Raw genomic sequence first — 26,969 nt, 5'->3', positions numbered from 1 at the left:
ACCGGGCGTTATGCATAAAAGTGAAGAACGTACATTGAATAGAAAAGCGGAGTGCTGCTGCGGACAGTTGTCGGTCGAAGTATATGGGGAGCCATATCTTCATAGTATTTGTCATTGCAGTGATTGCAAAAAGCGAACGGGATCAGCGTTTGGGATATCATCCTATTTTAAAAAAGATGCAGTGATTGCACAGTCTGGAAAGACAGATCAATACTCTTTCTACCATAAAGAAAAAAATCATGAACAAATACGTCATTTTTGTTCAAGTTGTGGCACTACGCTTTATTGGTACGTTTCGTCCTTTCCAGATCTGGTTGGTATTGCTGGTGGCTGTTTTATTGAGGATTCGCTAGGGGAGCCAACATATTCGATTAGCCATGGTGGTAAATTACCTTGGGTCAGAATAAGTGAAGATATTGAAACAAATGCATAACAAGGGCAGGCAAAATGGGCCGCGAAAAGCGCGGCCCGGACTCGCTATCGCTCGCCTTTGCTGCCGGCGTTATTGAGCCAAGCCATTTTTACAAGTAGATAGTAAGGGAATGAAATCAGCAGTGTGCCAACAATCGGCATGCCAGTATCAAGGATTGCACTGTACCTAAGTACGTAGTTTTGTTCATCGTGCCACTAAGAAGTCCCGAAGTTTCATCACATGCGTGCTTCGATTGTGGTGTGCCCTAAGCGGGTTTTAAATGGCATTTGGGTGAAGTATTCTTACCAAAATTAATTTCCATAGGCTGCGCTGGCGCTTCGCATCGTGCGTTGTAGCAAGCTAGGCAGGTGGCTTCAATAACAAGCGGTTATAATCGCCGCAAAAAGCGCGGCTGGGACGGCCTACGCTGACGCTCCGGCCGCCCCTAAACCGGGCGTTAAATTACACGGGTAGCCTGAAGTAACTATGGATATTTTCTTTGGTGTCAGCTTTCTGTTTTGGCCGCTAATACTTGGGCTTATTGCCAGAAAAATTACTTGCGTACCCAAAGCCCTACTAGCCACTTTGGTTAGAGGCTATATTGCGCTATTTATTAGTCTCTTAATTTCTGTAAGCTTTGTTTTTCTCTATTACCAACCATTGATTGAGTGCTTGTCCACTCTATCAGAGCCAATATGGTCGAAGTGCTCAGCATTACCAAGTGCTCCAATTGAATGGTTTGGAGAATGGAACTTTGCTACCACTAGTGCTATTGGAATTTCTTCAGTTATGTATTGGTTGTTTAAGCAGAACCAATTTAACAAGGCACTTAAAACCGACGCGCAAACAGCGCGCGCGGTTTAGTGCGACGTTATGTTTCCATTGGCTGACGGATGAAGAGTAATAAAAAACGAAAGGCTGAGATTGTTGCAGCGCGCACCAAAAAATCTGAAAAAAATAGTGCGTATATCAATCCTTATAGGGAGCCGGTACCTGATTGGGCGGTCAGGGTAAACCCCGATGAAATCGTATATCATTCTCTATTTATGGATATTCCGCTGTTTTATCTGGATAGAGAGTTCAATTGCAAAAAGTGTGGTAAAACAGAAATATGGACTGCTGAGCGGCAAAAATGGTGGTACGAGGTGGCAAAAGGTAGTTTTGAAACTACTGCTGCTGTCTGTCGTGAATGCAGAGATAAGAAAAAGGCCTATGTAGATCAACAAAAGGCACATTTAGAAGAGCTAAAAAAGAAGAAGCCACATCAAAATGAGAAGTTCTTTAAAAAAACATAACAATCGCAACCAAAACGGGCTATCGCCCTCGACTCGCTACGCTCGCGTTTGTTGCGGGCGTTATGAGTAATCGATGAATAGGGCGGAGTTGGCGCTAGTTGCAATATATTTTACCTCCGCCGTATTCGGAGTCGTAAGTGCGCAAATATTCTCTTATGAACATTCGCTTTTGCTGGCATTTCCCGCATTGGCAATCTCAGGGTTTGCAGCGTTCGGACATTTTATTACGCTAGATGATGATATGCCTGGTGAGTGGTCTAACCCGGAAGGGTCTAAAGAAATCTGGCATGAATCACTTAGGTGGCTAGCTATAAAGGTAGTAGCCTTCATTGTTCCCTTTGTATTGGTGAAAATTTAATGGTTCTTAAATACACTCATAACAAACGCAGTCACACCGGCCTGTCGGCCTCGACTCGCTACGCTCGCGTGTGCTGCGGGCGTTAGGTTTCCAGATCAAACTCAAGGAATGATGATGCTTCATAAGTTACACCGGATATCTGCTGTCGTTATCGGAGCATTCGTTCTCGTCCATTTAATTAATCACCTCTTTATACTTGATGGTGTTCAATCGCATATCGAATTCATGGATGCCTTTCGTCAGGTATATCGGCATATGATCGCAGAAAGTATTCTGTTACTTTGCGTCATCTTCCAAATATTCAGTGGCATTTATTTTGTCTGGCGTCGTTGGGGGCAGCGTTCAAGTTTCATTGAAAAAGCACAGGCATTCTCTGGTCTATATCTAGCGTTCTTTTTCCTTAATCATGTTGGTGCTGTCTTGTACGGCCGGGTTATAGCGCAATTAGACACTAATATTTATTTTGGTATCGCGGGGTTCCATAATCCTCCGTTCCATTTTTATTTTATCCCGTACTATTTTCTTGCGGTGGTGGCAATCTTTGTCCATATTGCAGCCGCGTTTAACTGGTTATGTCGTAACAAAATATCGTCTTCACTCCGCAGTAAGCTGGCCTACACCATTATGGCAACAGGTTGCTTGTTGTCATTGTTGCTAATATTGGGTTTTAATGGGTGGTTCAATGAAATTGTCATTCCACAAAAATACAATGACTTCTATGGGTAAAAACCTAACAAGTTTAGCCAGCATCGCCCACGGAAAAATACCCGTGGGCTGGACTCGCTACGCTCGCCGCTGCTAAAGGCGTTAAATGCCTATGAAGAAAATCATCGCCAATATATTTACCAGCTCTGTTTATTCATCGTTCTTGGGTAGCGTGGTAGTCTTTGTAGGAATGATTGTTTCATTCATGGGCGATGGGTGGGATCTAATAGGTGATGCAATTGGTGGCGCTGTGCTGTTTTATTTTGTTACGGCCATTGCATCATGCGTAATAGCAATGTTTGTAGCCGGGCCGGTTTATGTTGTTCTGGCTAAATACAAAATGGCCAACTATTACACCTCATTCTTACTTGGTTTGGCGGTCACGTTCGTTTGTTTCGGGTTTTCCGCTTCTTTAGAAAATCTATATTGGAATTTGGCGGGTGGTGTAACTGGGTTCCTTTTCCACTACCACTACATTAATAAGCCTAGTTGGGTGGGTAGCCAGCATTTAACAAGGCCATCAAATTGACGGCTTTTCCGTCGCTTGTTTTGTGGCTTAACGCTACGCTACCACAAAACAATCAACTACAAAGCCGCAATTTATGGCGGCGTTATAGCTAAAAATATGAAAAAGCTAATACTAATTCTGCTCCTTATCCCGATAGTTGTGTATGCGGATAAGCTTAGTGACGAGCCTCTGGCTGGCGTTAGTCAGGAAGGTCTTTATGTAGTTAGAATCAATAACGCAGAAGAGAATGTGTTGGGCAAGGGCATTGCAAGGATTTATAGACTTGATGGTGAAGTGTACAAAAAAGTAAGTGAGTTTTTGCTAAAAAAGTCCATGTGGCTGCCCACTAACGTACTGATCTCTTCTGCTGGTAATGTATACACTCTTAGCGACAGGGCCTCTGATGATGCACTCACAATATATGGATTGGATGGAAGGCTAATAAAATCCTTGACTTTGGATCAGTTGATAATTGGCTACCAAGAAGACCCCGAAATGTTTAAACAAACTATCTCTACAGTTCGTTGGCTTTGCCCAGGGTTTAAGCCTTGGATTCACGGAGACTTATTGATAGCTAAACTTTCTTCAGGCGATTACTTATCTGTGGAAGATGGAAATTTTGAAATATTCCAACAGGCTGATCGTAAACCATGCTCAAGATAGGCTATAACAAGGGTGGCCAAGACGCGGCTATCGCCGCTGGACGGCTTACGCTGCGCTCCAGCCGCCCTTGCCACCGGCGTTATGTGAAATTATGAATCCAAATCCTAAGCTAAATATCGAAAAGTATGAGGTTGAACTTGAGGAAAACGTCATCACCTTTCATTTAGTAGAGCATGAAGGAACACTACTTGGTGAAGCCGTATTTAAACGCGTATGGGGACATCAGTTTTCAAATGTTCTAAGCGGGAACTATGTCGTAAGTATAAAAGAGTGCTCACCTGAAGAGTTTCATAAAAAATATACTCCGGCATTAGAAGAGTATCAGCAGTGTGGATTTCCATTTAATGCCTATAAACCTGCGGAATTTTGTGCTGACATTGAGAGGCGGTCACTTAAACCTATTATCATCACTGGCCAATATGGCTTTTCGGGTTGGGTTTTATGCGCGGATGTACGAATTACCTTGGGGGGCTCTGAGGTGTCGTACCAATGAAGTCACATAACAAGTGACTATGGTCGAAAGTCAACCTCTTAGGCCATTTTCTCGTCCCAATAAGTGTTGTTTTTTACCATCGTATTTAGGATTGTTAGTTGTTTTCGCATGCAGGCAATTAGGGCTACTTTTTTTGGCTTACCTGCTGTCACCATTCTCTCGTACATGGGTTTCAGTTTTGGATGACACTGAATTGCTGACATCATAGACACGAACAGCACTGTGCGAACTCTGTGCCTTCCACCACGAATGTAGCGCTTTCCTTGAAAGCTACCGCTGTCGCGATTCATCGGCGCAATGCCTACCAGTGCGGCGATTTCTTTTCTATTCAACTGACCAAGCTCTGGCAGCTCACTCATCAGTGTGTAGGCCAATACATTTCCGACACCTTTTGCGCTTAATAGGAGATCGCGTTTCTGCCGCCACTCAGCAATGCTGTTGATCAGTTTGTCGAGTGCTTTATCGATACTTTCCAGCTCCTTTTTTATTGCTTTCGGTATCGCTTGAATAGGCTTGTGAACAGACTTTGGCATGCGCTTAAGTCGATTCTTCTGCATAGTGCTCATTTCTAAGCACTGGCTTCTGACAACGAGTAAGTCACTGATAGCCCTAAGTTTTTCGGGCTTAATTGATGACAGTCGCGGCTTCATGGCCTCCCCAAAATGGGCAATATCCATGGCGTCTAGTTTGTCTGTTTTTGCTACTCGGCCAGCAGACTTAGCAAAGCTCCTGACGTGGCCTGGATTGCACACGACAATGGGAATCCAGCCTTATGAGCTGCGCAAACGAACTCCAGTTCCAGCCGCCCTGTGGACTCTATGAGCACACGTTTAGGTTTAAGTTTCTGTATCCGTTTAAGAGCGTCTTTGATGCCAGCTGTGTCATTACTGACGCTGAAAAACTGGCCAATAGGTCTCACATAAATATCGAGTTGCTTGCTGCTTGTATCGATACCAACATTGATCTCTGACGTATCCATAAGATAAGCTATCTCCGCCTTGCTATTCGGGCTCGAGGCCCACATGACTATTCGAGTTATGCCTAGTGAGTGTCTATCACGTTCATACTTGTTATCGGTCTTAACGAACCTGGCAATCATCGAACTGTGATAAACAAGGCCTTCGGTGGCCGCCGAAGGTGGGTCTCAATTTACCCGTTAGCGAAAAGGATGTTCAACACCAAAATGGCACATTTCCAACCATACAAGGTAAGTCAGCAAGGGCCTGCGGCCTGGACGCGCTAACGCGCGCCCCTGCTTACGGCGTTATATGAAGGAAAGAGATGGGGCTTGATACTGTAGAACTCCTTATGGAAATAGAGGAGGAGTTTAATATTAAGATCTCCGATGAAGATGCGGCTGGCCTAGGAGTCCTAGGTGATCTTTCAAGGCATGTTGTAAAAATGGCAGCAGATCAAAGGCAAATAGATATAAAGTTCGAAGTTGTACTACGTAAGATCATAGATATTCTTGTCAGCAATTACGGCATACCAAGAGAGAAAATTAATTCAATGAGTCATGTAGTAGATGATCTTGGTCTTGATTGAGTCATATAACAAACGCAACCAAACCGGCCTGTCGGCCTCGACTCGCTGCGCTCGCGTTTGTTGCGGGCGTTAGGCATCAGATGGAACAGTACGAAGAAATTGAACCGAAGCCGCTCCCAAGGTGGGTAACAATACCGCTAGGGATATTGTTTGCGCCATTTACCTTTATATGTGTTATCGGTTCTGCAACGCTACTGGTTGCACCTAATGTACCGCCTACAGTACTCACTGTTTCGTTAGGCAGCATTTTCTTAGCTGGCAGCCTATGGGTGTTTTACCTCTCGTTGCGCTTACTGTTTGTAAATCCAAAAGGTAGCACCAAGTTTATTTCACCGGTAAGCTTAAAAATAATAGCTTTGGTTTTCGCAGCCATACCCATAATTTCAATCGTCCTTGGTACCTTCTGGGAAAAGCCAGTCGTACATAGCATTATGACCATTGCATATATTGGTATAGTGTTTCGTTTGTGGGGTGTGGCAAACCTTCGGGGGCAAAATGCCTAACAAGCGGCTCTTGGTAGCCGCACAAAAGACGTGCGGCGGGACGGCTACGCTATCGCTTCGCCGCCCCAAAGCCGGGCGTAAGATGAAATTTAAGCTGATGCAAATGTTGATGGCTTTGGTAGGAATTATCTCTTTAGAAGTTTCCGCTGAGAGAGATAATTTTTGGGATTACAGCTATCAACAGTGCTTTCAATCAGCAGATGTTGTAATTGAAGGTAAAGTTATAGATTACGAGAAAGTGGGCTACAACGGGAATGAACAGTTTGGTTACACGCATTACCTTATTTCTATTGAAGTCCTCAAGTCTATAAAGGGCTTTGAGGGCAAAAGCCTACAGTATCATGTTTGGTATGAGGGCAAGGAACATGGTATTGAGGGCAGCAGTTTATTTTGCCTTTGCTTAAATCAAAAAGTTGACCTTGGCGACCCAGAGGGTTTTGGCCGCCTTTCCCTTGGTGAGCATTATAAAAATTATTTACATCGCCGTGAGACAGGTGAAGTAAAACCAATTGACGAGTCAGATAAAAACTATGTCCCATACTGTGGCGCCTAACAAGTCGGTCTTGCATCGCACCAGCAAGCTGGCGCTTGGCCTTCGTTACGACGCGCTAGTGCCTTCACTCGGCTGCAAACCTCGGCGTTACAAATATCTGGCCGATTGGTATCTTTTAAGGCAATAATTTGTATATATACAATTTGTTAAATTATGTTTTATTTGACCACAACATTAATATCAATAATCGGTATTTTACTTTTTATACATACTTGAGGTTATTATGAAAACAAAGGCTATCGTAATTTTAATGTTTGTTATTATTCTGGCAGGTTGTGCTAGAAATCATCCGGCACCTTCTTTGACCAATAATCCTCAAGATAGCATTATTTCAGAATTTGGTAGTATTAATGTCTTAAAAAGTGCGAAAGTAAATGTTCTACCATTAGAGAGTAAAAAATATAGTATTCAGCCTCATGATCCTATAGTTAATTTCGGCGAGTATATGTCAAATTACAAGGTATTCTCAATGGATCTAGCTGAGGGCGACACTTTCAATGTTGATATAACTTCTATTTGCAGTTGTATCGGTTTAAATAAAAGAATTCTTGTTCCAAGAGCCTATGTAGTTAATGCTGATGGAAATGTTATTGAAACCATGGCATCAAAGTATAGGTCGGAATTAAGTTTTGTAGGATATTCGCTTTCTGGCACAGTTAAAACGGAGGGTATGTATTTCCTTGTAGTGGCAGCTAACAATTCTAATCCTGGTAAGCCGGTGGCGATGGATACAGTTCAGGTAAATGGATATATACCTACAGGTATTCGTATTTCGAATAATAGCAGCCCTTACGGTCAAATGTTTATTCATGGACGTATTACCAAATAAGCGCTTTTGTGTTGATGCCAATTCTGTGTTGTAACAAGGGGCTCAATTTGTCGCCTTGCGGCGCAAATTAGCCCGGCGCTCGAAATAAGTCTAAATCTTGTACTTTGCTACGAAGCACTGTTCTTGGGGCCCCTTGCGCAGCGGTGAGCGGAAGTCGGATTTTAGAGGGCAACTTGGCATGGACGCCTAATTGGCAGCGCTTTGGCTCCTGCCACTGCTGCATTAGCACTTCCCTGTGCGTCAGCGATGATCAGGCAGGAGCCTGTTTTCGCGACCCCTGCAATCCGACTGGAGCTAACGTACCCGATAGGGCACGTAGCCGGGGTACGTTTCTATGACGCAAAGTACGCGTGGTCTTCGCGTTGCTACGGCTGGTTCGTTTTCTATGACGCGGAAGGCGCGTGGTTTCCGTTACACTGCGGCTCGTACAAAAAGAAAATGAACAAACGCTAAAATTCAAGATTACCAGCTCCTTGATTCCCTCGCAGAGGGAAAAATTGATTCTCGTTGCGTGGAAAAGAGAAGGTTCAGGGGCAGTGGCGTTTATATAGTATGGTGCATAACATCGAAAAGCTCATGAAACACAGTTCAATAGGTTGGTAACGCTAGTTATCCACAGTAACTACACCTAAAAATCAAAAAAGTACGCATAAGAAAAGATTATGTAAAGTGGAGCTGATTGTTTTATGATCGGTGAAATCAATTAAAAGGGGGCTGTGGATAAGTGAATGTTAAAAACGTTTTTCTACAGCCTCGCTAGGCTTCACAATAATCTGTTTAGAGGGAATTTAAAGTGAAAGTTTTACCATCAGTATTATTAATAATACTAAGTACTCTACTTGTTGCCTTCAGCGGCATAGCGTCTGGGTTACATTTCCCTAGTTCCGGGGACAGTAGAGACATTCTCGTACTTGCTATAGGAATGGCGGGTATTCTTGTCGGAGTGCTAGCAATTAAAGAGCTGGAAAGAATAAACAAAATGCTCATTAGCAATGATGACAAATTAAAAGGACATCCACTCTAATTATGTAACCTTCAATCAATGCTTTATTGCGGGCGTTAACCAAATAATCTAGAGGCAGCCCATGAAATCGTGGCTTATCACAATAATTGGCTTGTTAGGCGCTTGGTATTACACCGATCTAGCCAGCAAATCAAACTTCTATGGCGTGCTATGCCCAATTCTAGCTGGGCTGTTTCTCGTTATTTTGATAGTCAAAATTGTCGCTATGATCGGGCCTGAAAATGGGCGGGGTAGCGGAGATGGTGGTGGTGGCTTTTTCGACGGCGGCTTCGGTGGTGATGGCGGTTGTGGCGGTGATTGAGGTCAGATCTTGGGACAGGTCGCTTAACAAACCAATCCGCCGCAACTTGTTTGATTTGTTTGACCTTCGTTGCGCGTTCGTCGCGTTCGGGTCGGGTGTTTAGGGCGCCAAACAAAAAAATACATGGTAAGCATGGCTAAGTTAAAAGAACAACTGCTGTCAACATCCGTTAACAATTTTGGAAGTGCGGCAAGAGCGGCAAGTTTGCTCATATTGTGCGGCGCTAGTGTGGCTGCGTTCGGTTATGTATTGATTACTATTCCAGCGCTGCAATGTCACGCTTTTTTCTTTTATCTATCAATTTTTTGGTTGGCCGCCGAGGTCGCTGTAATAGCCTACTTATATCGCTACAAAAATATTCCAAGATTCGCTAGAGAAGCTGTTGTAATTTCACTATTGATAGCTAATTTTTGGTTTATTTTATTTGTCTTTAGTCTGCAAGCCTGCAACGCATAAAGAGATTGCATCGCAAACGAGATTAAGCACTTAGGCTCCACGAGAGCCTGATGCTAGTAGCACCACGACAATACCCGCGTAATTTTTTGCCCGTGATTCATCTCTGTGGATGAGCATTTATAGCGTACAAACGGCGTGTCGCCCCAGCCAATTAGTATGCTTATTGACTTGTGATTTAATAACAGTTGCTTAATATGGATGTCCTCACTGAAGAGTTGCAAGATATTCCAAAAAATCGTTGTATTAAAGTTAAGGGGTGTAGGGTGTTTGCATGGAGTTCATAGTCTTCTATTTTTTGTTAAGTTGGTCGCTTTCCTACTGCTTGATTAGGCTCGCAAGAAGATTTGCAAGGTCAAATAGGCGATTTTTGTTTTCACTCATAAAGTGTATTTTCTTAACTCCAACAATTATCGTGGGCGGACATGGGCTTGCGCCAGTTCCAGCTTGGCTTCCAATTGTTGCATTTGGTACTTTCGATGCGCCTGTTATTGTGGTGTCCCTAGTGTTAATGTTTGCAGCTTTTATGCTTTTCTTTAAGTACGAAAGAATGCGTTAGCGGATTGTAGTTTTTGTGAGCAACGTTTTGTTGGTGTGGCTGAGCTTCTACTAATCAAAGGTCTGAAGATCTAGATTGTGCATTGTATTGGAATTGCCGGCTTAAGGTTTTCAAGTGGTTTTTTAATAATAAAGGCAAAAGGTATGCTTCATAGAATGTTTGCTTTAATGGTTGCTGCTGCATTGTGGTCGGCTGGCGTATTTTCTCAAGAAGTGTTGCATAGCTACCCGTCGTCTGGAATAGACGTTGTAAAGACCGATAGGATGTTCGCTGTGGAAGCGACCGGACAAAAATTAAAATTTGATATTTTAGATAGGGACGTGTTGGCCACTGCTTTCGTACATCGAGACGGTCGCAATCCGTATACAATGCTGGAGGCCTTCTCGGAGCAGTTTTTTGCGCGGATCTATTCTTCGGTGCAAGGATATAGCGTTATTTCCAGAAATGAGGTGCAAAGCGAGTATGCCAATGGCGTGGCTTCTGGCCAAGAATACGTCATAGAATTTTCAGATGGGAAGTGCGAGTTGTATTTGGCAAGTGCGTTAGGAAAAAATACTTATGTGTTTTTCAATATATCTGACGAGATCAATAAAAGTGCCGGTTGTGAAGGTGCTTCTGCTAAGTTGCGAAAGGCTGCCAATGATGTGATGTCAAGTATCTCCGTTGATGGCTAGTCTTTGATTGTGATGCCGGCGCGCTGGTCGAATGCTTGAAGTACTTGATTTTAATAACGCCACGCCAATACCCGCGTAATTTTTTGCCCGTGATTCATCTCTAACACTTCAATCTTGGTTGCCCCCAATTTCCCCAATACCTTTTCAGTGGGCTTAAGGTTGTCGTTGTTTGAAACGAGGCTGGTGAACCACCGGCACTGATCTTTGAATGCATGGCTTTCTTTGGCCATTTTCTTTAGAAATAATTTTTCCCCACCGTTACACCACAACTCATTCGCGCTGCCGCCAAAATTTAACGCAGGTGATTCGGAGTGGGATGCTGCTTGTTCGCGGCTAAGGTTGTGCACCTTGCGACGGTTCGCTTTTAGCGCGTCTTCGGCGGAGGCGTGGAAGGGCGGGTTGCAGACGCTGAGATCGAAGTGTTCATCCGGTTGAATGATGCCTTCAAAAATTTTGTGTTTGTCTGGCTGCAGTCGCAGGGCAATTCGCGGTTGTAGTTTGGGATTGTGATGTAAGACTCGGGTAACGTTGTCTATTGACGTGGCACTGATGTCGGTGGCGATGCAGTGCCAACCGTACACCTTTGCGGCGAGCAAGGCATACACGCCGTTGGCGCCGGTACCGATGTCGAGCATTTTGATTGCCGCGCCTGATTCTGGTGCTGTCTTTGGTTCAGGCAGCCCAAGCAGCTCCGCCACATGGTGCAGGTAATCGATTCGGCCGGGGATGGGTGGGCAGAGCGCACCGTCGGGGATGTCCCAGTGTTCAATACCATAGTGATAGCTAAGCAGCGCCGCATTGAGTGCTTTTACCGCAATAGGGTCGGCATAGTCGATCGTGGGTTGGCCCTGAGGGGTGGCAGCAACAAATTCAGCCAAGCTTGGCATATGGGCAAGCAGTGCAGGAAAGTCATAACCGTGCCGATGCAGATTGCGAGGATGGAGTTGCTTGGCGTTATTACTTTTGGGTTTATGGCTGCTCACGAGCTGACTCTGTGCGGTGATAGTGGTGCCATTGTAGAAGATTGTTGTGGCGCTGTAATGAAGTAGGTATGCAGAGTAGCCCCACTGCGTGTGCAGTGGGGCGCTTGGTCGAGTTTGCAGTTGTTAGCGCTTGACGATGGGCAGTTTAATTTGTGAGCGGTGTGCGTCCGATTGATGCACGCTATTCCTGGCGACAACGGCTTCGGTGGCCAGCGCATTGTTACCGCCCGTGTTGAGGTTGCGCATGTATTGTGGGAATTTGCTGGAGGAAATTTCGACGCGAATTTTGTGGCCCTTCTTGAACAAGTTGCTGGTACTCATTGGGCTGAAGGTCAGTTTATAAACTTTGCCAGCCTGCATCAGTGTCGGTTTGTCGAAGCCGTCGCGATAGCGGACCCGCTGGATGGTGTCATCGATGTTGAACGCGCGGCCGTCAGGATAGACGTCCACTAGTTTGATGGTAAAGTCTGTGTCTTTTGCGCTTGAGCTGACGAAAATGGTGGCCTCGATGTCACCGGTAACTTCGGTGTCTTGGGCGAGTGGGGCTGAGGTGTACACCAACACATCGTGCCTTGCTGCTATGCCCCGTTGGTCATAGGAACCGCCGGGCGAGGCGCCACCGTTGCAGCAGACGCCGCCGCCGAGTGCGGGCACTGGGTTCATTGGGTCGTAGGTGAAGCTGTCTGTAGACGCTTGCGAGGGCGCAACGTCTAACAATTGGCCATCGCCATAGAGGCTGTTGGCCGACCCATTGCTGGCAAGGTAGAAGGTTTTGTAGGTAATGTTCTTTGGTGGCCAGCTGTCTGCGGTCTGCCATGTGTTGCTGCCCATGGTGAAGTATTTGACCTTGGCGTGTTTTTTCGCAAAGGATTTCTCGTCCTTTTTCATCCAGTGGTCGAACCAATCGATTACGAGCTGGTTTGCATCGAGTTTTACGCGGCCCATATTGCGTTCACCCACAATCAAATCGGTGTGCTTTGGCAGGCGCCAAAATGCGCAGTGTAAATTGGGCGCTATGACGGCGTATTGATTTTCGCGCACGGATTTGTCTGATGCTTTGGTGCGCACATAGTTGAACAGTTCTAAATTTGGTCCGATTGAAACGTCGTACCAGCTATTCAGCCAGAGCGCGGGCACCCCAAAATCCATACCTTCTTGATAAAGGCCGCCCTCAAACCATGCAGCATCATTTGGGGTCCTTTGAATCATGTTTGTGTAAGGCCCTTTGTTGGCGGCAATGCTGTCTAGTAAATTCACCAGAGGCAGCGTTTGCATGTGTTTTTTCCAATCTATGTTTGGCATTTTTGCATTCAAATCATAGAAGTGCCGAAGCCTGCGAAGGTCGTCTTCAGTGCTGCCAGGCAGCATGCGTGGGTATTGGTTTTGTTGTACGGAGTAGAGCCAGATGGCGAACAGCGATTGAAAAACCCCGCCCTTGTACCAGTTGCCCTGTTCTTGAAATCGGCCAATCTTGCCAATGCCGGCACCGGCAGCCGCGGGAATCATGGCGGTGTGGGCAGGGTGATTTTGCGCAGCCAGCGCGAGTTGCCACTCGGCAGAGGAAGAGCACCCTAGGGTGCCCACCTGTTTATCTGACCAGTCTTGTTGGGCGATCCAGCTCAAGGATTCATAGCCATCAGTTTGTGGCCGCCCCAGAATTTCCCAGTCGCCTTCCGAGTAATATCTGCCGCGCTCGTTTTGCACGACAAAGGCATAGCCGTTATCGAGTGCTAGATTGGCGAATTGCAGCGTGGAGCCCGACAGGGTGTTTACGTTGTAGGGGGTTTTCACGAAGATGGTGGGCACTTTACCTGTGCGGTCTTTAGGCAGGTAGACATCGGTGGCTAGTCGAACGCCGTCTTGCATGGGCACCATGTGCAGCAGCGTGATGTCGGCTTTATCAGCGATTTGATGGTAGGCATCGCAGGCTTTTTTGTCGTCTAGCGCGAGATTTGGCAGTGCACAGACATCGGCCATTGCCGATGCCGACGCGAGTAGTGTTGCCATCATTGGCAGTGCGTATTTCATTTTCATTGAAAGCATTAGCTATCTCCTGTGCGTGCGCCGACTATCTTTTGCTCGCGATCCATTCATCAACCATGTCTTCCAGTACATCCAATGGCACGGCGCCGGAGCCCAGTACCAAGTCGTGGAAGGCGCGAATATCAAATTTATCGCCCAGTTCTTGGGTGGCGCGTTGGCGTAATTCAGATATTTTTAGTTGGCCAATTTTATAGGCCAGCGCCTGGCCGGGCATGATGATGTAGCGGTCTACTTCGTTGACAATATCCTGCTCGCTTTTTGCCGCGTTGGCTTTGAAGTAGTCGATGGCTTGCCGGCGGGTCCACTTTTTGTAGTGCATGCCGGTGTCTACCACTAAGCGCACGGCGCGCCACATTTCATAGGTGAGCTGACCAAAGCGTGAGTAGGGGTCTTTATACAGCCCCAATTCATAGCCCAAGCTTTCGCTGTACAAACCCCATCCTTCTGTGAACGCGGTAAAGCCATCGTATTTGCGAAAGTTCGGTAGATCGCCCAGCTCCTGCTGAATTGCAATTTGTAAGTGGTGGCCCGGTACGGCTTCGTGCACCGACAGCACTTCCATTTCGTATTTCGGGCGCGTTTCGGGCTGGTACAAATTGACGTAGTAGTAGCCTGCGCGACTGCCATCGGCGGCGGGGCTGGAGTAGTAAGCGGTGGTGGTGTCTGGTGCCTGCGCCTCGGGAATGGGGCGCAAGCCGTAGGGCATGCGCGGCAGGTGGCCAAACAATTTTACCAACTCGGGGTCGATGCGCTTACTGATGGCGAGGTAGGCATTGAATAAATCATCGGGGTTGTCGTAGTAGAACTGCGGGTCGGTGCGCAAAAATTGCAGGAAGGCTTCGAAGTCGCCCTTGAATTTGACCTCTTTGATGATGTCGTGCATTTGCGCTTTGATGCGAGCCACTTCTGCTAGGCCAAGGGCGTGTATGGCGTCGGGTGTCATGTTGGTGGTGGTAAAGCTACGCGCGAGAAAGCTGTAGTAGTCTTTCCCGTTGGGCGTATCCCAAATGCCCACGGTGTCGCGGCACGCCGGTAGATATTCGTTAACGAAAAAATCGTTGAAGGTTTGGTAGGCCGGCAAGAGTTTGGTTTTAATGATGGCTTGCGCTTGTTGCTGCAGCGCGCGCTGGGTGGCTGGCGTGATGTTGTCGCTGATGTCGGCAAAGGCCTTATAGAAGGGGCTGTCTGTGGGCGTGTCTACCAATTGCATGGTCAGTTGCTTGGGAACGCGCGACATCACGATTTTTGGCGGCATGACGCCGGTGCGCATGCCCTCGCGCATGAGCGCGATATGGGTGGCAATTTGTTGATCGAGTGTATCCAGCCGTGCGAGCCAATCGCGGTAATCCTGCTCGGTATTGAGCGCGAGGAATTGCGTGAAGTTTTGGATGGACTGAATGCCGCCGCGCTGCGACATGGGGGCTAGGTAGCGTTGAAAGCGCTGGGCTTCTATTCCTTGGCGCAGCTTGCGCTGGTAGAGGTCGTAGTTAATGCGATCGGCGGGACTCAGCTGGCTGCGCTCAATTTTCTGCAACGCCGCTAGGGAGGTTTTCAATCGCTGCGTTTTTGCCTGTTCGGCAGCGATTGAGCTGTCGCCCCAGCGCCTGTTGAAGCGCTTTTCGCCGAGATAGGAGGCCCAGACGGGTTCGTGAGCGAGCGCCGATTCCCAGTCGGCATCGAAGAGCGCATGCAGTGCTTGGGTTGAAGGATTCGGGGGCGTTTGTTTGGGCCCCGCGTTGGCGAATGTGTAGGCTGACGTCGTCAATAAGACCAGCAGCGCGGTGATCGAGGCCTTCCAGTGCATAGCGGCATCCTTTTATCTGTTATTCGAATGTAGGCCTGAGCCTAGGTGAGCTGCCTATTGGATGCAAGGGCTGGCGCGGGTGGATGCAAGGGCGGGCGCGGGCTGCGGCGGTTTACGGGGTGAGACTGTGAGTGACCTTTGGCCGCCTCGGGCCTATAATGGCGGGCTTTCTGCCCCCTATTTGAGTTTGTGCCATGAGTCAGTTCCATGCGGCCGTCGATAAGCGCCGCACCTTCGCCATTATTTCGCACCCAGATGCCGGTAAAACCACAGTGACAGAGAAGCTGCTGCTGTTGGGCCAGCTGATCCAATTAGCGGGTTCTGTGAAGGGCAAGCGCGGGCCCCATGCCCGCTCTGATTGGATGAGCATGGAGCAGGAGCGCGGGATTTCCGTGACCTCCTCGGTGATGCAGTTCCCCTACCACGATCGCATCGTGAATCTGCTGGACACCCCGGGTCACGAAGACTTTTCTGAAGATACCTACCGCGTATTGACGGCGGTGGACTCGGCCTTGATGGTGATCGACGGCGCTAAGGGCGTGGAAGACCGCACGGTGAAATTGATGAACGTGTGTCGCCTGCGCGATACGCCCATTCTGTCGTTTATCAACAAGTTGGACCGCGATATTCGCGACCCCATCGAGGTGATGGATGAGATTGAAGAGGTCTTGAATATCGCCGCTGCCCCCATCAATTGGCCGCTGGCCTCGGGCTCGCTGTTTAAGGGCGTGTACAACCTCTATACCGATACCATCACCGTGTACGAATCGGGCCATGGCCACACCTTGCATGATTTCCGTGAGATCAAGGGCTTAGACAGTGACGAGGCCACGGCCCTGTTGGGTGATGACGCCGACGATATTCGCGATGAAATTGAGTTGGTGCGCGGCGCAACCCATAAATTTGATCGCGAGGCGTATTTAGCCGGCAAGTTGACGCCGGTGTTTTTCGGTACCGCCCTGTCAAACTTTGGCGTCAAGGAAATGCTCGATGGCTTTGTGGAGTGGGCGCCGTCGCCGCGTGCGCGCGATACTGAAACCCGCGTGGTGGACGCCAAAGAAGACAGCTTTTCCGGCTTCGTGTTTAAGATTCAAGCGAACATGGATCCAAAGCACCGCGACCGCATTGCCTTTATGCGCGTGTGTTCTGGCGCCTACGCCAAGGGTATGAAGATGCGCCACGTGCGCCTGAATAAAGACGTGAAAATTGCCGATGCGGTTACGTTTTTAGCGGGAGATCGCGAACAGGTCATTGAAGCTATCGCCGGTGATATTATCGGCCTGCACAATCATGGCACCATTCAAATTGGCGATACCTTTACCGAGGGTGAAGATTTAAAATTCACCGGCATCCCCAATTTCGCGCCGGAATTATTTCGTCGTATTCGCTTAAAAGACCCGCTCAAAACCAAGCAGTTACAAAAAGGCTTGCAGCAGTTGTCTGAAGAGGGCTCCACGCAGGTATTCTTCCCACTCGCCAACAACGACATTATTGTGGGCGCCGTGGGTGTGTTGCAGTTTGAAGTGGTGGCGTATCGCTTGAAGGACGAATACAAAGTTGATGCGATTTATGAGCCCATTAGTTTAAGCAGCGCGCGCTGGGTTGACAGTAAAGACGCTAAAAAATTCGAAGAGTTTAAGCGCAAGTGCAATGACAATTTGGCAATAGATGGCAGTGGGCATCTGAGCTACTTGGCGCCGACGCGGGTAAACCTGTCGCTGGCTGAGGAGCGCTATCCTGACGTGCGTTTCCGTGCGACCCGCGAGCACTAATTCTTAGTGCTAGGGAAAATGGCGCGGCGCTTATCCACGGCAAGCAAGGCTTGTTGCGGTCGCGCGGCCGCCGCTTTACACAGCCCCCGAAATAAATCGCGCTGGGCTTTTTTGTAGGGCAAATATTCGGGGTGCCATTGCACACCAATGGTGAAGCCATCGTTGGCTTCCACCGCTTGCACTAAATCGTCTTTATCGCGCGCCACAATGTTCAAGCCTTCACCGGGTGTGGCGATGGCCTGTTTGTGCAAGCTGTTGACCTTCAAGTGTTTGCGCTGCGTCAGTGATGCGAGTTGCGATCCGAGCGATACGCGCACCGATTTTGAGGGCGTAATAAAATTGCGGTTGCTGGTGTGTTTGCGCAGTGGCCGCACGTCACCCAACAGATTGCCGCCTTTCACCACGTTTAATAACTGCGCGCCCCGGCAAATGCCGAGCAAGGGCAGGTTTTTTGCCAGTGCTTGTTCCACTACCGCAATTTCAAAGGCGTCGCGCGCGGGGTCGTAGGGGTGCCCCAAGATGTTGTCACCCTTGTAGTGCTCGGGTTGAATGTCGCTGCCACCGCCGATGATGACAGCGTCCACTGGCCGATCTAACTTGGGCTTGGCGGGGCTGATGTAGTGGGGCTTGGCACCGAGCCAGCGCAACAGGCATTGGCTGGCCCACCAGCCCGCTTTAAAGCCGCGATCGGGCCCTGTAACCGCAATGTGTGGGCGTGGATTTATTTCAGCGGCTTTCATAGTGTTTGGCATTGCGGTGTTCATTGAGGCGTTCATTGCGGCTTTCATTGAGATTGCGGCTTTCATTGAGATAGGGCCTCCTCGGCGCGCGCTTCCCATTGGCTGTCCAGATGATGGCCGAAGCGATCTAGTTCTTCGCTGTAGGCGCTGCACATTTGCGCTAGTCGCTCTTCGTCAGCGGCCAACCACTCTACGGCGAGCCACTCGTGCCATGCGATATGAATACCCCAGTTGGGATTATCGATATCGGAATTGGGCAGGCGAAAATGGAATGTGGGGCGCGCTTTGATACGCGGATCATTCATTTCTCGCACAATGGTTTTTTCGCGCAGGTGTTTAAATAGCGGCAACAAATCCAGACTTCGGTTGCGCGTGGGGTTGTGCTCCACATAATCGCCAATGAGTGTGTCTAGATCTGGCGCATAATCGTCTGCGATGACTTTTCGAATATAGTTTTCATCAAAGTGGCGAATGTGGGGCGTCAGTTTGCGGGCAAAGTTTGGGCGCTCGCGCGCGACGATGCCGTCGTATAAACACAGGTAGGCCTGCAAGTGGCGCAAAATTGTGCTGGTTTCCAGATCGGGCAGGTCGGGATTTAAATGCATGCCAAAGGCGTACTGCGGAGCCTTGTGGGTACCCAGCGCGCCCTGGTCGCGCAGATCGGCTACCAGTTCGTTGATGGCGTCGAGTTGGGTGACGGGCACCGGCGGTGTCACCAGCTCCCAGGGCACCCAATTTTCTGCCAAATCTTTGATGATGCCGCCCGCGTCATCCAGTGGTGAAGGCAGGCGCATCTCGCAGGCTTGTTGGTAGGCTTTCTTCACCGGCGATGAATCCAGCTCAATGGTGAAGTCGCCTAGGCGGGTGTCTAGTACGCCGTATTCGAGCGAACCTTGCAGGGATTCGTCGCCGCCAAAATGGCGCTTGACCGCTGCCACTATGTGCAGCGGTGTGAGGCCTGCCATTTCAATTTCGATACCGACCTTGCGCACCTTGCCTTCGTGGTTAAGGCGCTCGGGTGGCAATTTGCAGGTGTTATGTAAGCGTGTCATGGTGTTTCCGGCGTTGATCATAGTGTGTGTAAGCGCTGCGTTAGGCCGCCAAAATAGCGCGCAACATCCAGGCGTTTTCTTCGTGCTGGCCAATGCGCTCGGTCAATAGATCGGCGGTCTTCACATCTTCTAATTCTTCTGCCGCGCTCACGGCAATGCGTAGGCTACGGGCGCAGCGTTCATTGTCGTCGGCCAGCTGTTGAATCATTTGTTCGGCGCTGGGTTTGCCGTTTTCTTCAATAATGTCGGTCAGCTTGGCAAACGCGGTCAGGCTGCCGGGCGCGACAAAGCCGAGTGCGCGAATACGCTCTGCAATGACGTCGATGGCGCCCGTTAAGTCTTGGTATTGCTCTTCCGTTAATTTGTGCAGGCTGTAAAACAGTGGGCCAACCACATTCCAATGGAAGTTCAGGGTTTTTAAATTTAGCAAGAAGGTATCGGCCAGCGCTTTGGATAAAAATTTCGCCAGCTCACTGCGGTCGGCCCGCTCGATGCCATTCTCTGTGTTTTGCTCTTTCGGTTTAGTGCTTAATAGCGTTGCGGTTGACATAAATGCTCCTGAATATGTGATGTTGGTGAATGTTGTTCGACATCCGTGATGTAGCGCGGGTGCGCAACGCGCACCCCGTTTGCTTAGCTGTTAACGTGTAAGCGATTAACCACGGCATCGACATTGGATGTGTTTTCGGCGATGGCTTCGGCCAATTCTTTTTCAGCGCCTGAGCTAACTTCGCCAGAAAGAATTACTTTGCCTTGTTCAACTTCGACTTCAATGCTTGAGCCGGACACTTCGGTGTCCATTAATAGACGCGCTTTTACCAAGGATTCGGTTTTTGCGTCTTTCATATCCGCGAGCATGGAGTCTGTTAGGCTTGAGCGAGACGATATTTTCAATTGGTTGTCTACGCTTTTTACGCCATCGACATTAAGTACCAACTCTTCGGCAAGGTGTTTGTCAATTTCGCTGTCGACAACGCCACTTAGGGTAACCACACCGCGCTCAACTTGCGTATCTATGGTGAAATTGTTGAGATGCCTGCTCATCAACAGGGTTGCCTCAGATTTTCCATCGAGCCATGCATCTTTTAATGCGCGCTGCTCGTCGGACATGTGTTCTCCTGCATATGCACCCACTGAAAGGGTGGTGGAGAGTAGTGACGCGCAAAGTATGCGTTTGGTAAATTTCATAGCATGCTCCCTTATGACAGTTAATCTTCAAATGAACATTCTTGCACTCGACACCTGCGTGCCGTTGCTGTTCATCTGTAGGGTTGCAAGTGCTGTGCCAGAAGAAAATGGTGCGTTTTTGTAGGGTTTTATAGCGTTTAGAGGAATATATGTACTTGTGGTGCCGGCAGGTCTGAAAATTATGCAATGGGTGCTGTAATTTTTACCTACCCATTATTTAGCGGTAGGCGTGGTCACATTTCGTGTACTGCTCGATATTGCTTGAGCCGATCGATTAACATCTGCAGCCATGCAGTTTGTGCGGATAGGTCGTAACGCGTGCGTTGGTTTTGGATTTTCGATAACGCTAAAAGCTGATCTTTCTTTTGCCGAGTTTCTAGGGCAATGAGGGTGCTGAGCAGTTCTTCAGTGGGCGCTTGTAATAGACTTTCCGCGTGCAGGTAGCCGATTCGCGCCCATTGGCAGTCGTGGGTATTGTTTACGCCGATGTTTGTCAGCTGTAATAAGTGGCTGTGCAGAGATTCTAATTCTTGTAGCAGTTGTTTTAAGCGCGTTTTAGCTACGGTTTGTTTGGCAAGGTGGTAGAAGTTCTTGCCGGCTTTGCTTGCTGTGTATAGGGGAATAAATAGCGCGCTGTCGTCGGCGATGGTTTGAGGGTGTGCGTGTTGCATAAAATACTCCCGAGCAATGTTTCCCATGGTTTAGTTACTGTCTTGTCGCTTTTTGGCTGCTCTTTTATTGTACAATCAAGTTTTGTGCCAGTTAGACAAAGGGGCTCACATCAGGGCCTCACATCAGGGCCTCACATTAAGCGTGACATGCGTTGTTCACGGTGTGGGGGGCGCGATATTTTTACGCGGTGATTTTAGACGCGATAGTTACAGAAGGATTTAGGGATGCCTGCTCACCGGGTTGTATTTCGAGCGTTAACACAACATATCCAACAATTAGCGGAAAACCCGGTGCTCTCGGGTGCTCACCTGCTCAGCCCGTCGGATGATTGGGTGGCGGCGTTGCGCGAGCCAAATGTCGCACTCGGGTTGATTGAGGTAACGGGGCTCTCGGCGAGCGAGCAGGCCGCGCTGGAATCTATGGATTGGTCAGATGCCTGCGAAGTCATATTTTTCAGTGATGGGACGCCCAATCGAACGCTGGATACGGTGTGCTTAAAAAGTGGTGGATTTCATTTTAGATCGCCCGTGGCCCATGAGGCTGTCGTGGAGGCCGTGGCAGATATTTTGGCGGACCTTGAAACGGATGGCGGCGGCGGGGTTGAAGTTGTTAGCAGCGATTTGGATCAATTTGGACTGTTGGCGGGGTCTTCGCGGGTTATGCGCAAGCTCTATCGATCCGTGCGCAAAGTGGCCAGTGCCGAGGCCAATGTGTTGATCGTTGGCGAAAGCGGTGTGGGAAAAGAATTGGTGGCCAATACCCTGCATTTAGCGAGCCCTCGCGCTGCAAACCCCTTTGTGGCGATTAACTGCAGTGCCCTGAGTCCAGAGTTGGTGGAAAGTGAATTGTTTGGTCACGTTAAGGGGGCGTTTACCGGCGCGCAGCGGGAGCACCAGGGTGTTTTTGCACAAGCTGAAGGCGGCACATTATTTTTGGATGAAATTACCGAGATGCCGCTGGATCAGCAGGCGAAATTGTTGCGCGTACTTGAAACCGGTGAGTACCGTCCGCTGGGCAGTCAAACCGTAGCAACGGCCAATGTGCGTGTCATATCGGCGACTAACCGCGATCCAGAACAAGCCATTGACGGCGGCTTTTTGCGTGAGGATGTGTATTTTCGCCTGGCGCAGTTTCCCATTTATGTGCCGCCCTTGCGGGCACGGGGTGCCGATATTGCGGGCTTGGCTCGACACTTTCTCGCCTATCGCAATGCGGAGGACTCGGCCAATAAAACCATAAGCGAGGCGGCCTTGGCGAAACTCGCCGACCACACGTGGCCTGGCAATGTGCGCGAATTAAAGCACGCGTTGGAGCGCGCATTTATATTGGCCGATACGCAGATCAATGTTGAACACGTTGTGCTCGATGACAGCGTGGGGGCGGGCGTTCCCGCATCCTCCGATGTTCCCGCCGGGGTGCCGCTCGAGGACATTGAGCGCATGGCGATTGAGAACACGCTGGCGGAGAATGAGGGCAACAAGGTGGCGAGCGCCAAGCAGTTGGGCATTAGCGTTAAAACGCTGTACAACAAGTTAGAAAAGTATCAGGCCGGTGACGATCAATCTTGAGCCCTGCTGGTGCTTTAGCGAGAACAAGAGGGTGCCAAAACACTACAAAAGTACTAAAATCGCCCCTTCTCAGCCATTCTGACTAAATTATCGCCATGTCTGTCGTCCCCCTTTTGCCTGAAAACGCCCCTAAATTTGGCGGTCGCCTTACCCGCGCCTTCGGCAGAGGGCTGCTGCACCTACTGGGATGGCGGATGGAGGGCGAACTGCCCAACGAGAAAAAGTTGATGGTGGCTCTGGCGCCTCACACCTCTAATTGGGACTTTATTATCGCCATGCCGGTGATCATGGCACTGGGCATTCGGGTGTCTTACCTGATGAAAAAAGAGGCCTTTATTTGGCCTTTTAGCCTATTGTTTAAGTGGTGGGGCGGTATTCCCGTGGACCGGAGCGCCTCGCGAGATGTAGTGGGGCAGGTGGCCAGTTGGTATGCCGAGCACGATGCCGTGTGGGTGGCAATCACGCCTGAGGGCACGCGCAAAAAGGTCGGTCAATACAAGACGGGCTTTGTGCGCATTGCCCATGCGGCCAATGTGCCGGTATTGACCATCGCGTGGGATTTTCCCTCGAAGTCACTGGTGGTGGACCAACTGTGGACCACCACGGGTAATCACGAGGCCGACGCCGAACGCATTCGCACGCACATCAATGGACACTATCGCGGCGCCCAGCCCCAGTTCCAATAAGTTACGCAGATTCAATAGCTTAGAAGGTTTGAGTACTGCTTAGTTGGCTTCAATACCGTTTAAGTTAGCTTCAAACCTATTTAGATAGTTTCAAGACCGTTTAAAAAGTTTCAATACCGTTGAGAAAGTTTCAATACCGTTTAGAAAGTTTCAATAGTTCAGTCAGTTGAGAGCCTCATGACCCATAACCCCCAATCGTCGGACAAGCTGCCGCCAAGTTCAAATCAACCGGTTACCGAGCTGCCGCCGGGTTGGCCGCGCATGGGCAATGGCTTTACCCGCTGGCTCGGCCGCCTTGGCCTGCGGAGCATGGGCTGGAAAATTACTGGCGAGCTGCCCGATGCGCGCCAGCTCGTGATCGCTGGAGGGCCGCACACCTCCAATTGGGACTTTGTGGTGGCCATGTTTGCCATTCTGGCACTGGGCGTGAAGGTGTCTTGGTTGGGTAAGCACACGATTTTCCGTTGGCCCTTTACCGGCCTGTGGTACAAGTTGGGCGGCATCCCCGTGGATCGCTCGGCGGCCACGGGAATGGTGGAACAAGCGGTGGAGAGTTTTCGCGTCAACGCCAATCAAATCGTGGCGCTTATGCCCGAGGGCACCCGCTCAAAAGTGGATCAGTGGAAAACCGGCTTTTTGCGCATTGCAAAAGGCGCGGGCGTGCCCATTTTATTGGTGGGTATGGACTACCCCACTAAATCCATCCGCTTTGGGGATGTATTCACACCGGGGGAAGACATGATGGCTGATCTGGAGCGCGTGAAGGGGTTTATCCAGAGTTTTCGCGGTAAACGTCCGGCCATGCAGTAAGTGCTTACCCACCGGAGGGCTTAGATGGAGTGGGCTTGGTGGGTGTATCTAGCGTTAACTTGTGTGGCCTTTACGGCGGGTTTTGTATCCGCCATTGCTGGCGCTGGCGGGCTGATCGTATTGCCCGTGTTGCTATGGGTGGGCGTGCCACCGCTCAATGCTCTGGCGGTCAATAAATTTCAAAGTGTGTTTGGTACCCTTAGTTCTACCCTCAATTTTTTTCGCAAGGGCCACCTCGACCTGCGCCCCCTGTGGCCTGGTTTAGTTTGCGCGTTTGTGGGCGCCATCGTGGGCACCTGGTTAGTCCAGCGACTGCCTGCCGAATGGCTCACGCGACTGCTGCCCTTGCTCTTGTTCGTCTTGGCGCTGTATTTTGCGTTTTCCTCCGATATTTCCGATGACTCGCGCCATGCGCGGTTGTCACAGGGCCCATTTAACCTGCTGGCTGGGGGTGGTCTTGGGCTTTACGGCGGATTTTTCGGGCCCGGTATGGGGTCGTTTTACGCGGCCGCCTTTGCGCGCTGGCGGGGCATGCCAATGCGCGCGGCGACTGCCAGTACCAAGCCCTTTGTACTGGTGGTTAATAGCACTTCAATGGTGGTATTTGTGCTGGCGGGGTATCAGTGGTGGGGTTTGGCGGTGCTGATGGCGGTGGCCCAATTTGCCGGCGCGCGATTAGGGTCAAACTTAGTGATAAGTCAGGGGGCGCGATTAGTGAGGCCGTTACTCGTGTTGGTGACGTTGGCCATAGCGGGCAACCTGTTGTGGCGCTCATGGTAGTCATTCCGCTGCTGGCCAGCCTGCTGTTGTTTGGGGTGGTGCTGTGGATTTTGTTGCGGCTGTGGCAGCCGTCCTATCGGATCGATGCCAGCAACGTGTTGCGCTTGCTCGACGACGTGGCCAGTGGCTGTGCCCGACACCAAGATTGGTTGGTGTTTACCGCGATACCGATTCGCTATGATCCCGCTCTAGACGCAATTCGATTGCGCTGCCTGGCAATAGAGGATGCGCATCTTCTGGGTGATGAAGGCCCGTTTCTTTTTGATGCCGAGGGCCGGCGCCTGCTGGCGGAAATCGCTGCCGAGTTGCGGGCTTGTGAGCCAGAGGCCTAAGTGTTTCAATCCACAGCGTATGATGAGTCAGCGCTGACACCCCCGTTTTAGTGAAAGGAAAATACCATGAGCGATGGACACAACCGCCCCGTATTACTGTTTATGTTGGGCTTGGCGGCATTTGTGGTGGTAGTGGCAGGTATGCGCGCAGCTGAATCGCTGTTGGTGCCATTTTTATTGTCATTGTTTATTGCGGTGATCTGCTCGCCGCCGCTGCTGTGGATGAAAAGCCGCGGTATGCCGGGTGGTTTGGCCGTGCTGCTCATGATCTTATTGATCGTTTTGATGGGCGCTATCATCGGCGCTGTGGTGGGGTCATCTATCGCGTCTTTCCGCGCCGATCTGCCCGAATACCAAGCGCGGTTACAAGAGATGAGCGGCGGTTTGCGCGGCTGGCTCGCTTCGCGAGGGTTGGAAATAGATCGCGGTTTTTGGGCTGAGAATGTCAAACCCTCGGCGGCGCTGGCACTGGCAGGTAACACCTTGTCGTCGCTGGGCAACTTGATGACCAACGCCTTTCTGATATTGCTGACCGTGATTTTCATTTTGGCGGAAGAGATGCGTTTTGCGGATCGCTTGGCGCGCGCCCATGAGGACATGCAAAGTACGATCAATGGGATCAACCGTTTTACTAAGGCGGTCAACCATTATATGGCGCTCAAGAGTGGCCTGAGTTTGGCCACCGGTGCGCTGGTGAGTCTGTGGTTGTGGTTTTTAGGCGTGGACTACGCCTTGCTCTGGGGCACCATGGCCTTCCTGTTGAATTTTGTGCCCAATCTGGGCTCGCTCTTGGCGGCGGTGCCGGCGGTGTTGTTGGCGCTGGTGCAGTTGGGCGTGCCCGATGCACTCTGGACGGCCGCGGGTTATGTGGCGATTAACCTGCTCATTGGCAACGTGGTAGAGCCCAAAGTGATGGGGCGCGGCTTGAACCTGTCGACCTTGGTGGTCTTCCTATCCTTGGTGTTTTGGGGGTGGGTGTTGGGGCCAGTGGGTATGTTGCTTTCGGTGCCCTTGACCATGACCGTGAAGATTGCGTTGGAAAGTTACCCCGGCACGGCGTGGTTGGGCATGGTGTTGGGGGATGTTCCGCCGGAAGGGCAGTCGTTAGCCGACAGCCCCATCATGGCTTTAGTGGTGGCGGCGGATGAGTCTACTAAAGGCTCAAGCGCAGACAGCTAAGAGTGGTTGTTAGGGCTAGAAGCGGTAGGCGGCACTCAACTCAAGGCCGTCATCGCCCGCCTGGGTTTGGATGCGAAAGCCCGCGCGGTGTACTGGGCGCAGCAATTGGCTGGGGGTTAACGCCTTGGCCAGCAGGCCAACAAAGCCGCCACGGGTGTTGGCTTGCTCAGTTTGTGACGATTTAGCGTGTAGGTGAAAGTGAATGGCCTGGGTGCGCGCTTGGGCTATTGAACTGCCTTCACCGGCGTAGAATGTGGGGGAGATGGATTCGCCAGCGGTTGTGGTGCCGATGCATGCACACAGTGCTAAACCAGCGAATAGCGCCAGTGTGTTGCGTTGGGTTGCGGTGGCTTGGATGTCAGCGGTGTTCATACTGCTACGCTCGCTACGGGGTAAATTAATGCGCTTCCCTTCCCGTTTCTCCATGTCTTTTACTATGCCTTAGGCACTGGCTATTTTCTGCGCACTGGTTCCGCTCTTAATAC

General features: G+C 49.9%; 31 protein-coding genes and 1 pseudogene. 22 read left to right on the top strand and 10 right to left on the bottom strand.

All coding sequences use genetic code 11. The annotated features are described in order from the left end of the window. Positions 1-10: 10 nt before the first annotated feature. The 7 genes from FHS30_RS13085 (at position 11) to FHS30_RS13055 (ending at position 4,434) form a co-directional block, all read left to right on the top strand. A complete protein-coding gene (locus tag FHS30_RS13085; RefSeq protein ID WP_183910917.1) occupies positions 11-433 on the top strand; it encodes a GFA family protein in 423 nt (140 codons plus the stop codon). Positions 434-898: 465 nt separating this feature from the next. Further along, entirely contained in the window at positions 899-1,276 is a 378-nt protein-coding gene (locus FHS30_RS13080) for a hypothetical protein (RefSeq protein ID WP_183910916.1), read from the top strand. 29 nt (positions 1,277-1,305) lie between these two features. Beyond that, positions 1,306-1,707, top strand: a complete 402-nt coding sequence (locus FHS30_RS16980; RefSeq protein WP_221197274.1) for a zinc-ribbon domain containing protein — start codon at positions 1,306-1,308, stop codon at positions 1,705-1,707. Between the two features lie 472 nt (positions 1,708-2,179). Next, entirely contained in the window at positions 2,180-2,791 is a 612-nt protein-coding gene (locus tag FHS30_RS13070; RefSeq protein ID WP_183910915.1) for a hypothetical protein, read from the top strand. Positions 2,792-2,882: 91 nt separating this feature from the next. Next, the gene (locus tag FHS30_RS13065) at positions 2,883-3,299 is read left to right on the top strand and encodes a hypothetical protein (protein WP_183910914.1); all 417 of its coding nucleotides are present in this window, start codon (positions 2,883-2,885) and stop codon (positions 3,297-3,299) included. Positions 3,300-3,395: 96 nt separating this feature from the next. Next, complete coding sequence (locus FHS30_RS13060) at positions 3,396-3,941, top strand: hypothetical protein (protein ID WP_183910913.1); 546 nt, start codon at positions 3,396-3,398, stop codon at positions 3,939-3,941. A gap of 91 nt (positions 3,942-4,032) precedes the next feature. Next, the gene (locus tag FHS30_RS13055) at positions 4,033-4,434 is read left to right on the top strand and encodes a hypothetical protein (protein ID WP_183910912.1); all 402 of its coding nucleotides are present in this window, start codon (positions 4,033-4,035) and stop codon (positions 4,432-4,434) included. 38 nt (positions 4,435-4,472) lie between these two features. Here the strand turns inward: FHS30_RS13055 and FHS30_RS13050 are convergent. Further along, positions 4,473-5,413: pseudogene (locus tag FHS30_RS13050) on the bottom strand (IS110 family RNA-guided transposase). Between the two features lie 302 nt (positions 5,414-5,715). Between FHS30_RS13050 and FHS30_RS13045 the strand changes: the two are divergent. The 8 genes from FHS30_RS13045 (at position 5,716) to FHS30_RS13010 (ending at position 10,875) form a co-directional block, all read left to right on the top strand. Next, positions 5,716-5,979, top strand: a complete 264-nt coding sequence (locus FHS30_RS13045; RefSeq protein ID WP_183910911.1) for a phosphopantetheine-binding protein — start codon at positions 5,716-5,718, stop codon at positions 5,977-5,979. Between the two features lie 80 nt (positions 5,980-6,059). Further along, positions 6,060-6,482, top strand: coding sequence for a hypothetical protein (locus FHS30_RS13040; RefSeq protein ID WP_183907300.1), 423 nt, complete (start codon positions 6,060-6,062; stop codon positions 6,480-6,482). A gap of 82 nt (positions 6,483-6,564) precedes the next feature. Further along, positions 6,565-7,035, top strand: coding sequence for a hypothetical protein (locus tag FHS30_RS13035; RefSeq protein ID WP_183910910.1), 471 nt, complete (start codon positions 6,565-6,567; stop codon positions 7,033-7,035). A 223-nt stretch (positions 7,036-7,258) separates the two neighbouring features. Further along, positions 7,259-7,864: a hypothetical protein gene (locus FHS30_RS13030; RefSeq protein ID WP_183910909.1), complete on the top strand. Its 606-nt coding sequence runs from the start codon at positions 7,259-7,261 to the stop codon at positions 7,862-7,864. A 793-nt stretch (positions 7,865-8,657) separates the two neighbouring features. After that, positions 8,658-8,888 (top strand): hypothetical protein, encoded by a 231-nt coding sequence (locus tag FHS30_RS13025; protein ID WP_183910908.1) that lies wholly within the window; start codon positions 8,658-8,660, stop codon positions 8,886-8,888. Between the two features lie 61 nt (positions 8,889-8,949). Continuing rightward, entirely contained in the window at positions 8,950-9,189 is a 240-nt protein-coding gene (locus FHS30_RS13020; RefSeq protein WP_183910907.1) for a hypothetical protein, read from the top strand. Between the two features lie 132 nt (positions 9,190-9,321). Continuing rightward, positions 9,322-9,645: a hypothetical protein gene (locus tag FHS30_RS13015; protein WP_183910906.1), complete on the top strand. Its 324-nt coding sequence runs from the start codon at positions 9,322-9,324 to the stop codon at positions 9,643-9,645. A 711-nt stretch (positions 9,646-10,356) separates the two neighbouring features. Further along, complete coding sequence (locus FHS30_RS13010; protein ID WP_183910905.1) at positions 10,357-10,875, top strand: hypothetical protein; 519 nt, start codon at positions 10,357-10,359, stop codon at positions 10,873-10,875. 50 nt (positions 10,876-10,925) lie between these two features. On the opposite strand, the gene rlmF is transcribed toward FHS30_RS13010, so the two are convergent. From rlmF to FHS30_RS12995, 3 genes are all read right to left on the bottom strand, one after another. After that, positions 10,926-11,858 (bottom strand): 23S rRNA (adenine(1618)-N(6))-methyltransferase RlmF, encoded by a 933-nt coding sequence (gene rlmF / locus FHS30_RS13005; protein ID WP_183910904.1) that lies wholly within the window; start codon positions 11,856-11,858, stop codon positions 10,926-10,928. A 123-nt stretch (positions 11,859-11,981) separates the two neighbouring features. After that, positions 11,982-13,901: a CocE/NonD family hydrolase gene (locus tag FHS30_RS13000; protein WP_221197273.1), complete on the bottom strand. Its 1,920-nt coding sequence runs from the start codon at positions 13,899-13,901 to the stop codon at positions 11,982-11,984. A gap of 25 nt (positions 13,902-13,926) precedes the next feature. After that, a complete protein-coding gene (locus FHS30_RS12995; protein ID WP_183910903.1) occupies positions 13,927-15,705 on the bottom strand; it encodes a DUF885 domain-containing protein in 1,779 nt (592 codons plus the stop codon). Between the two features lie 194 nt (positions 15,706-15,899). Between FHS30_RS12995 and prfC the strand changes: the two genes are divergently transcribed. After that, the gene (gene prfC / locus FHS30_RS12990) at positions 15,900-17,477 is read left to right on the top strand and encodes a peptide chain release factor 3 (RefSeq protein ID WP_183910902.1); all 1,578 of its coding nucleotides are present in this window, start codon (positions 15,900-15,902) and stop codon (positions 17,475-17,477) included. On the opposite strand, the gene FHS30_RS12985 is transcribed toward prfC, so the two are convergent. The 5 genes from FHS30_RS12985 to FHS30_RS12965 all read right to left on the bottom strand — a co-directional run bounded on the left by FHS30_RS12985 (position 17,474) and on the right by FHS30_RS12965 (position 21,128). Further along, on the bottom strand, positions 17,474-18,283 hold the full coding sequence (locus tag FHS30_RS12985; RefSeq protein ID WP_221197272.1) for a gamma-glutamyl-gamma-aminobutyrate hydrolase family protein: 810 nt from the start codon (positions 18,281-18,283) through the stop codon (positions 17,474-17,476). The two genes, prfC and FHS30_RS12985, sit on opposite strands and share 4 nt — an antisense overlap. Further along, the gene (locus tag FHS30_RS12980; RefSeq protein WP_183910901.1) at positions 18,280-19,269 is read right to left on the bottom strand and encodes an amidoligase family protein; all 990 of its coding nucleotides are present in this window, start codon (positions 19,267-19,269) and stop codon (positions 18,280-18,282) included. The genes FHS30_RS12985 and FHS30_RS12980 overlap by 4 nt, the downstream gene beginning before the upstream one ends. Before the next feature lie 40 nt (positions 19,270-19,309). Further along, positions 19,310-19,819 (bottom strand): Dps family protein, encoded by a 510-nt coding sequence (locus FHS30_RS12975; RefSeq protein ID WP_183910900.1) that lies wholly within the window; start codon positions 19,817-19,819, stop codon positions 19,310-19,312. 83 nt (positions 19,820-19,902) lie between these two features. Then, a complete protein-coding gene (locus FHS30_RS12970; protein WP_183910899.1) occupies positions 19,903-20,457 on the bottom strand; it encodes a BON domain-containing protein in 555 nt (184 codons plus the stop codon). Between the two features lie 233 nt (positions 20,458-20,690). Then, a complete protein-coding gene (locus FHS30_RS12965) occupies positions 20,691-21,128 on the bottom strand; it encodes a hypothetical protein (protein ID WP_183910898.1) in 438 nt (145 codons plus the stop codon). Positions 21,129-21,353: 225 nt separating this feature from the next. Between FHS30_RS12965 and FHS30_RS12960 the strand changes: the two genes are divergently transcribed. The 6 genes from FHS30_RS12960 (at position 21,354) to FHS30_RS12935 (ending at position 26,484) form a co-directional block, all read left to right on the top strand. Then, positions 21,354-22,697: a sigma-54 interaction domain-containing protein gene (locus tag FHS30_RS12960; protein ID WP_183910897.1), complete on the top strand. Its 1,344-nt coding sequence runs from the start codon at positions 21,354-21,356 to the stop codon at positions 22,695-22,697. Between the two features lie 95 nt (positions 22,698-22,792). After that, positions 22,793-23,383 (top strand): 1-acyl-sn-glycerol-3-phosphate acyltransferase, encoded by a 591-nt coding sequence (locus tag FHS30_RS12955; protein WP_183910896.1) that lies wholly within the window; start codon positions 22,793-22,795, stop codon positions 23,381-23,383. A gap of 177 nt (positions 23,384-23,560) precedes the next feature. Next, positions 23,561-24,193 carry a lysophospholipid acyltransferase family protein gene (locus tag FHS30_RS12950; RefSeq protein WP_183910895.1) on the top strand — a complete coding sequence of 211 codons (633 nt, stop codon included), beginning with the start codon at positions 23,561-23,563 and terminating at the stop codon, positions 24,191-24,193. Between the two features lie 24 nt (positions 24,194-24,217). Then, a complete protein-coding gene (locus tag FHS30_RS12945; RefSeq protein WP_183910894.1) occupies positions 24,218-24,973 on the top strand; it encodes a TSUP family transporter in 756 nt (251 codons plus the stop codon). Then, positions 24,958-25,305 (top strand): hypothetical protein, encoded by a 348-nt coding sequence (locus FHS30_RS12940; RefSeq protein ID WP_183910893.1) that lies wholly within the window; start codon positions 24,958-24,960, stop codon positions 25,303-25,305. Before FHS30_RS12945 ends, FHS30_RS12940 begins: the two co-directional genes overlap by 16 nt. 66 nt (positions 25,306-25,371) lie before the next feature. Next, positions 25,372-26,484, top strand: coding sequence for an AI-2E family transporter (locus tag FHS30_RS12935; RefSeq protein WP_183910892.1), 1,113 nt, complete (start codon positions 25,372-25,374; stop codon positions 26,482-26,484). Between the two features lie 15 nt (positions 26,485-26,499). Here the strand turns inward: FHS30_RS12935 and FHS30_RS12930 are convergent, their stop codons facing one another. Then, positions 26,500-26,856 carry a hypothetical protein gene (locus FHS30_RS12930; protein WP_183910891.1) on the bottom strand — a complete coding sequence of 119 codons (357 nt, stop codon included), beginning with the start codon at positions 26,854-26,856 and terminating at the stop codon, positions 26,500-26,502. Between the last annotated feature and the right edge of the window lie 113 nt (positions 26,857-26,969).

Origin of the sequence: Simiduia aestuariiviva (assembly GCF_014192475.1) — a bacterium.
Lineage (GTDB): Bacteria > Pseudomonadota > Gammaproteobacteria > Pseudomonadales > Cellvibrionaceae > Simiduia > Simiduia aestuariiviva.
This window is presented reverse-complemented; position numbering and strand designations above follow the sequence as displayed.

Excerpts from the sequence above, each read along its gene's own strand:
- FHS30_RS12975 (WP_183910900.1), bottom strand. The coding sequence starts at position 19,819 with ATGTCAACCGCAACGCTATTAAGCACTAAACCGAAAGAGCAAAACACA.
- FHS30_RS13030 (WP_183910909.1), top strand. The coding sequence starts at position 7,259 with ATGAAAACAAAGGCTATCGTAATTTTAATGTTTGTTATTATTCTGGCA.
- FHS30_RS16980 (WP_221197274.1), top strand. The coding sequence starts at position 1,306 with ATGAAGAGTAATAAAAAACGAAAGGCTGAGATTGTTGCAGCGCGCACC.
- FHS30_RS13015 (WP_183910906.1), top strand. The coding sequence starts at position 9,322 with ATGGCTAAGTTAAAAGAACAACTGCTGTCAACATCCGTTAACAATTTT.
- FHS30_RS12950 (WP_183910895.1), top strand. The coding sequence starts at position 23,561 with ATGACCCATAACCCCCAATCGTCGGACAAGCTGCCGCCAAGTTCAAAT.
- FHS30_RS12955 (WP_183910896.1), top strand. The coding sequence starts at position 22,793 with ATGTCTGTCGTCCCCCTTTTGCCTGAAAACGCCCCTAAATTTGGCGGT.
- FHS30_RS13000 (WP_221197273.1), bottom strand. The coding sequence starts at position 13,901 with ATGCTTTCAATGAAAATGAAATACGCACTGCCAATGATGGCAACACTA.
- FHS30_RS13020 (WP_183910907.1), top strand. The coding sequence starts at position 8,950 with ATGAAATCGTGGCTTATCACAATAATTGGCTTGTTAGGCGCTTGGTAT.
- FHS30_RS13035 (WP_183910910.1), top strand. The coding sequence starts at position 6,565 with ATGAAATTTAAGCTGATGCAAATGTTGATGGCTTTGGTAGGAATTATC.
- FHS30_RS12965 (WP_183910898.1), bottom strand. The coding sequence starts at position 21,128 with ATGCAACACGCACACCCTCAAACCATCGCCGACGACAGCGCGCTATTT.
- FHS30_RS13085 (WP_183910917.1), top strand. The coding sequence starts at position 11 with ATGCATAAAAGTGAAGAACGTACATTGAATAGAAAAGCGGAGTGCTGC.
- FHS30_RS13010 (WP_183910905.1), top strand. The coding sequence starts at position 10,357 with ATGTTTGCTTTAATGGTTGCTGCTGCATTGTGGTCGGCTGGCGTATTT.
- FHS30_RS13040 (WP_183907300.1), top strand. The coding sequence starts at position 6,060 with ATGGAACAGTACGAAGAAATTGAACCGAAGCCGCTCCCAAGGTGGGTA.
- FHS30_RS12970 (WP_183910899.1), bottom strand. The coding sequence starts at position 20,457 with ATGAAATTTACCAAACGCATACTTTGCGCGTCACTACTCTCCACCACC.
- FHS30_RS13045 (WP_183910911.1), top strand. The coding sequence starts at position 5,716 with ATGGGGCTTGATACTGTAGAACTCCTTATGGAAATAGAGGAGGAGTTT.
- prfC (WP_183910902.1), top strand. The coding sequence starts at position 15,900 with ATGAGTCAGTTCCATGCGGCCGTCGATAAGCGCCGCACCTTCGCCATT.
- FHS30_RS12985 (WP_221197272.1), bottom strand. The coding sequence starts at position 18,283 with ATGAAAGCCGCAATCTCAATGAAAGCCGCAATGAACGCCTCAATGAAC.
- FHS30_RS13055 (WP_183910912.1), top strand. The coding sequence starts at position 4,033 with ATGAATCCAAATCCTAAGCTAAATATCGAAAAGTATGAGGTTGAACTT.
- FHS30_RS12995 (WP_183910903.1), bottom strand. The coding sequence starts at position 15,705 with ATGCACTGGAAGGCCTCGATCACCGCGCTGCTGGTCTTATTGACGACG.
- FHS30_RS13080 (WP_183910916.1), top strand. The coding sequence starts at position 899 with ATGGATATTTTCTTTGGTGTCAGCTTTCTGTTTTGGCCGCTAATACTT.
- FHS30_RS12930 (WP_183910891.1), bottom strand. The coding sequence starts at position 26,856 with ATGAACACCGCTGACATCCAAGCCACCGCAACCCAACGCAACACACTG.
- FHS30_RS12935 (WP_183910892.1), top strand. The coding sequence starts at position 25,372 with ATGAGCGATGGACACAACCGCCCCGTATTACTGTTTATGTTGGGCTTG.
- FHS30_RS12945 (WP_183910894.1), top strand. The coding sequence starts at position 24,218 with ATGGAGTGGGCTTGGTGGGTGTATCTAGCGTTAACTTGTGTGGCCTTT.
- FHS30_RS12960 (WP_183910897.1), top strand. The coding sequence starts at position 21,354 with ATGCCTGCTCACCGGGTTGTATTTCGAGCGTTAACACAACATATCCAA.
- FHS30_RS13060 (WP_183910913.1), top strand. The coding sequence starts at position 3,396 with ATGAAAAAGCTAATACTAATTCTGCTCCTTATCCCGATAGTTGTGTAT.
- FHS30_RS13065 (WP_183910914.1), top strand. The coding sequence starts at position 2,883 with ATGAAGAAAATCATCGCCAATATATTTACCAGCTCTGTTTATTCATCG.
- FHS30_RS13070 (WP_183910915.1), top strand. The coding sequence starts at position 2,180 with ATGCTTCATAAGTTACACCGGATATCTGCTGTCGTTATCGGAGCATTC.
- FHS30_RS12980 (WP_183910901.1), bottom strand. The coding sequence starts at position 19,269 with ATGACACGCTTACATAACACCTGCAAATTGCCACCCGAGCGCCTTAAC.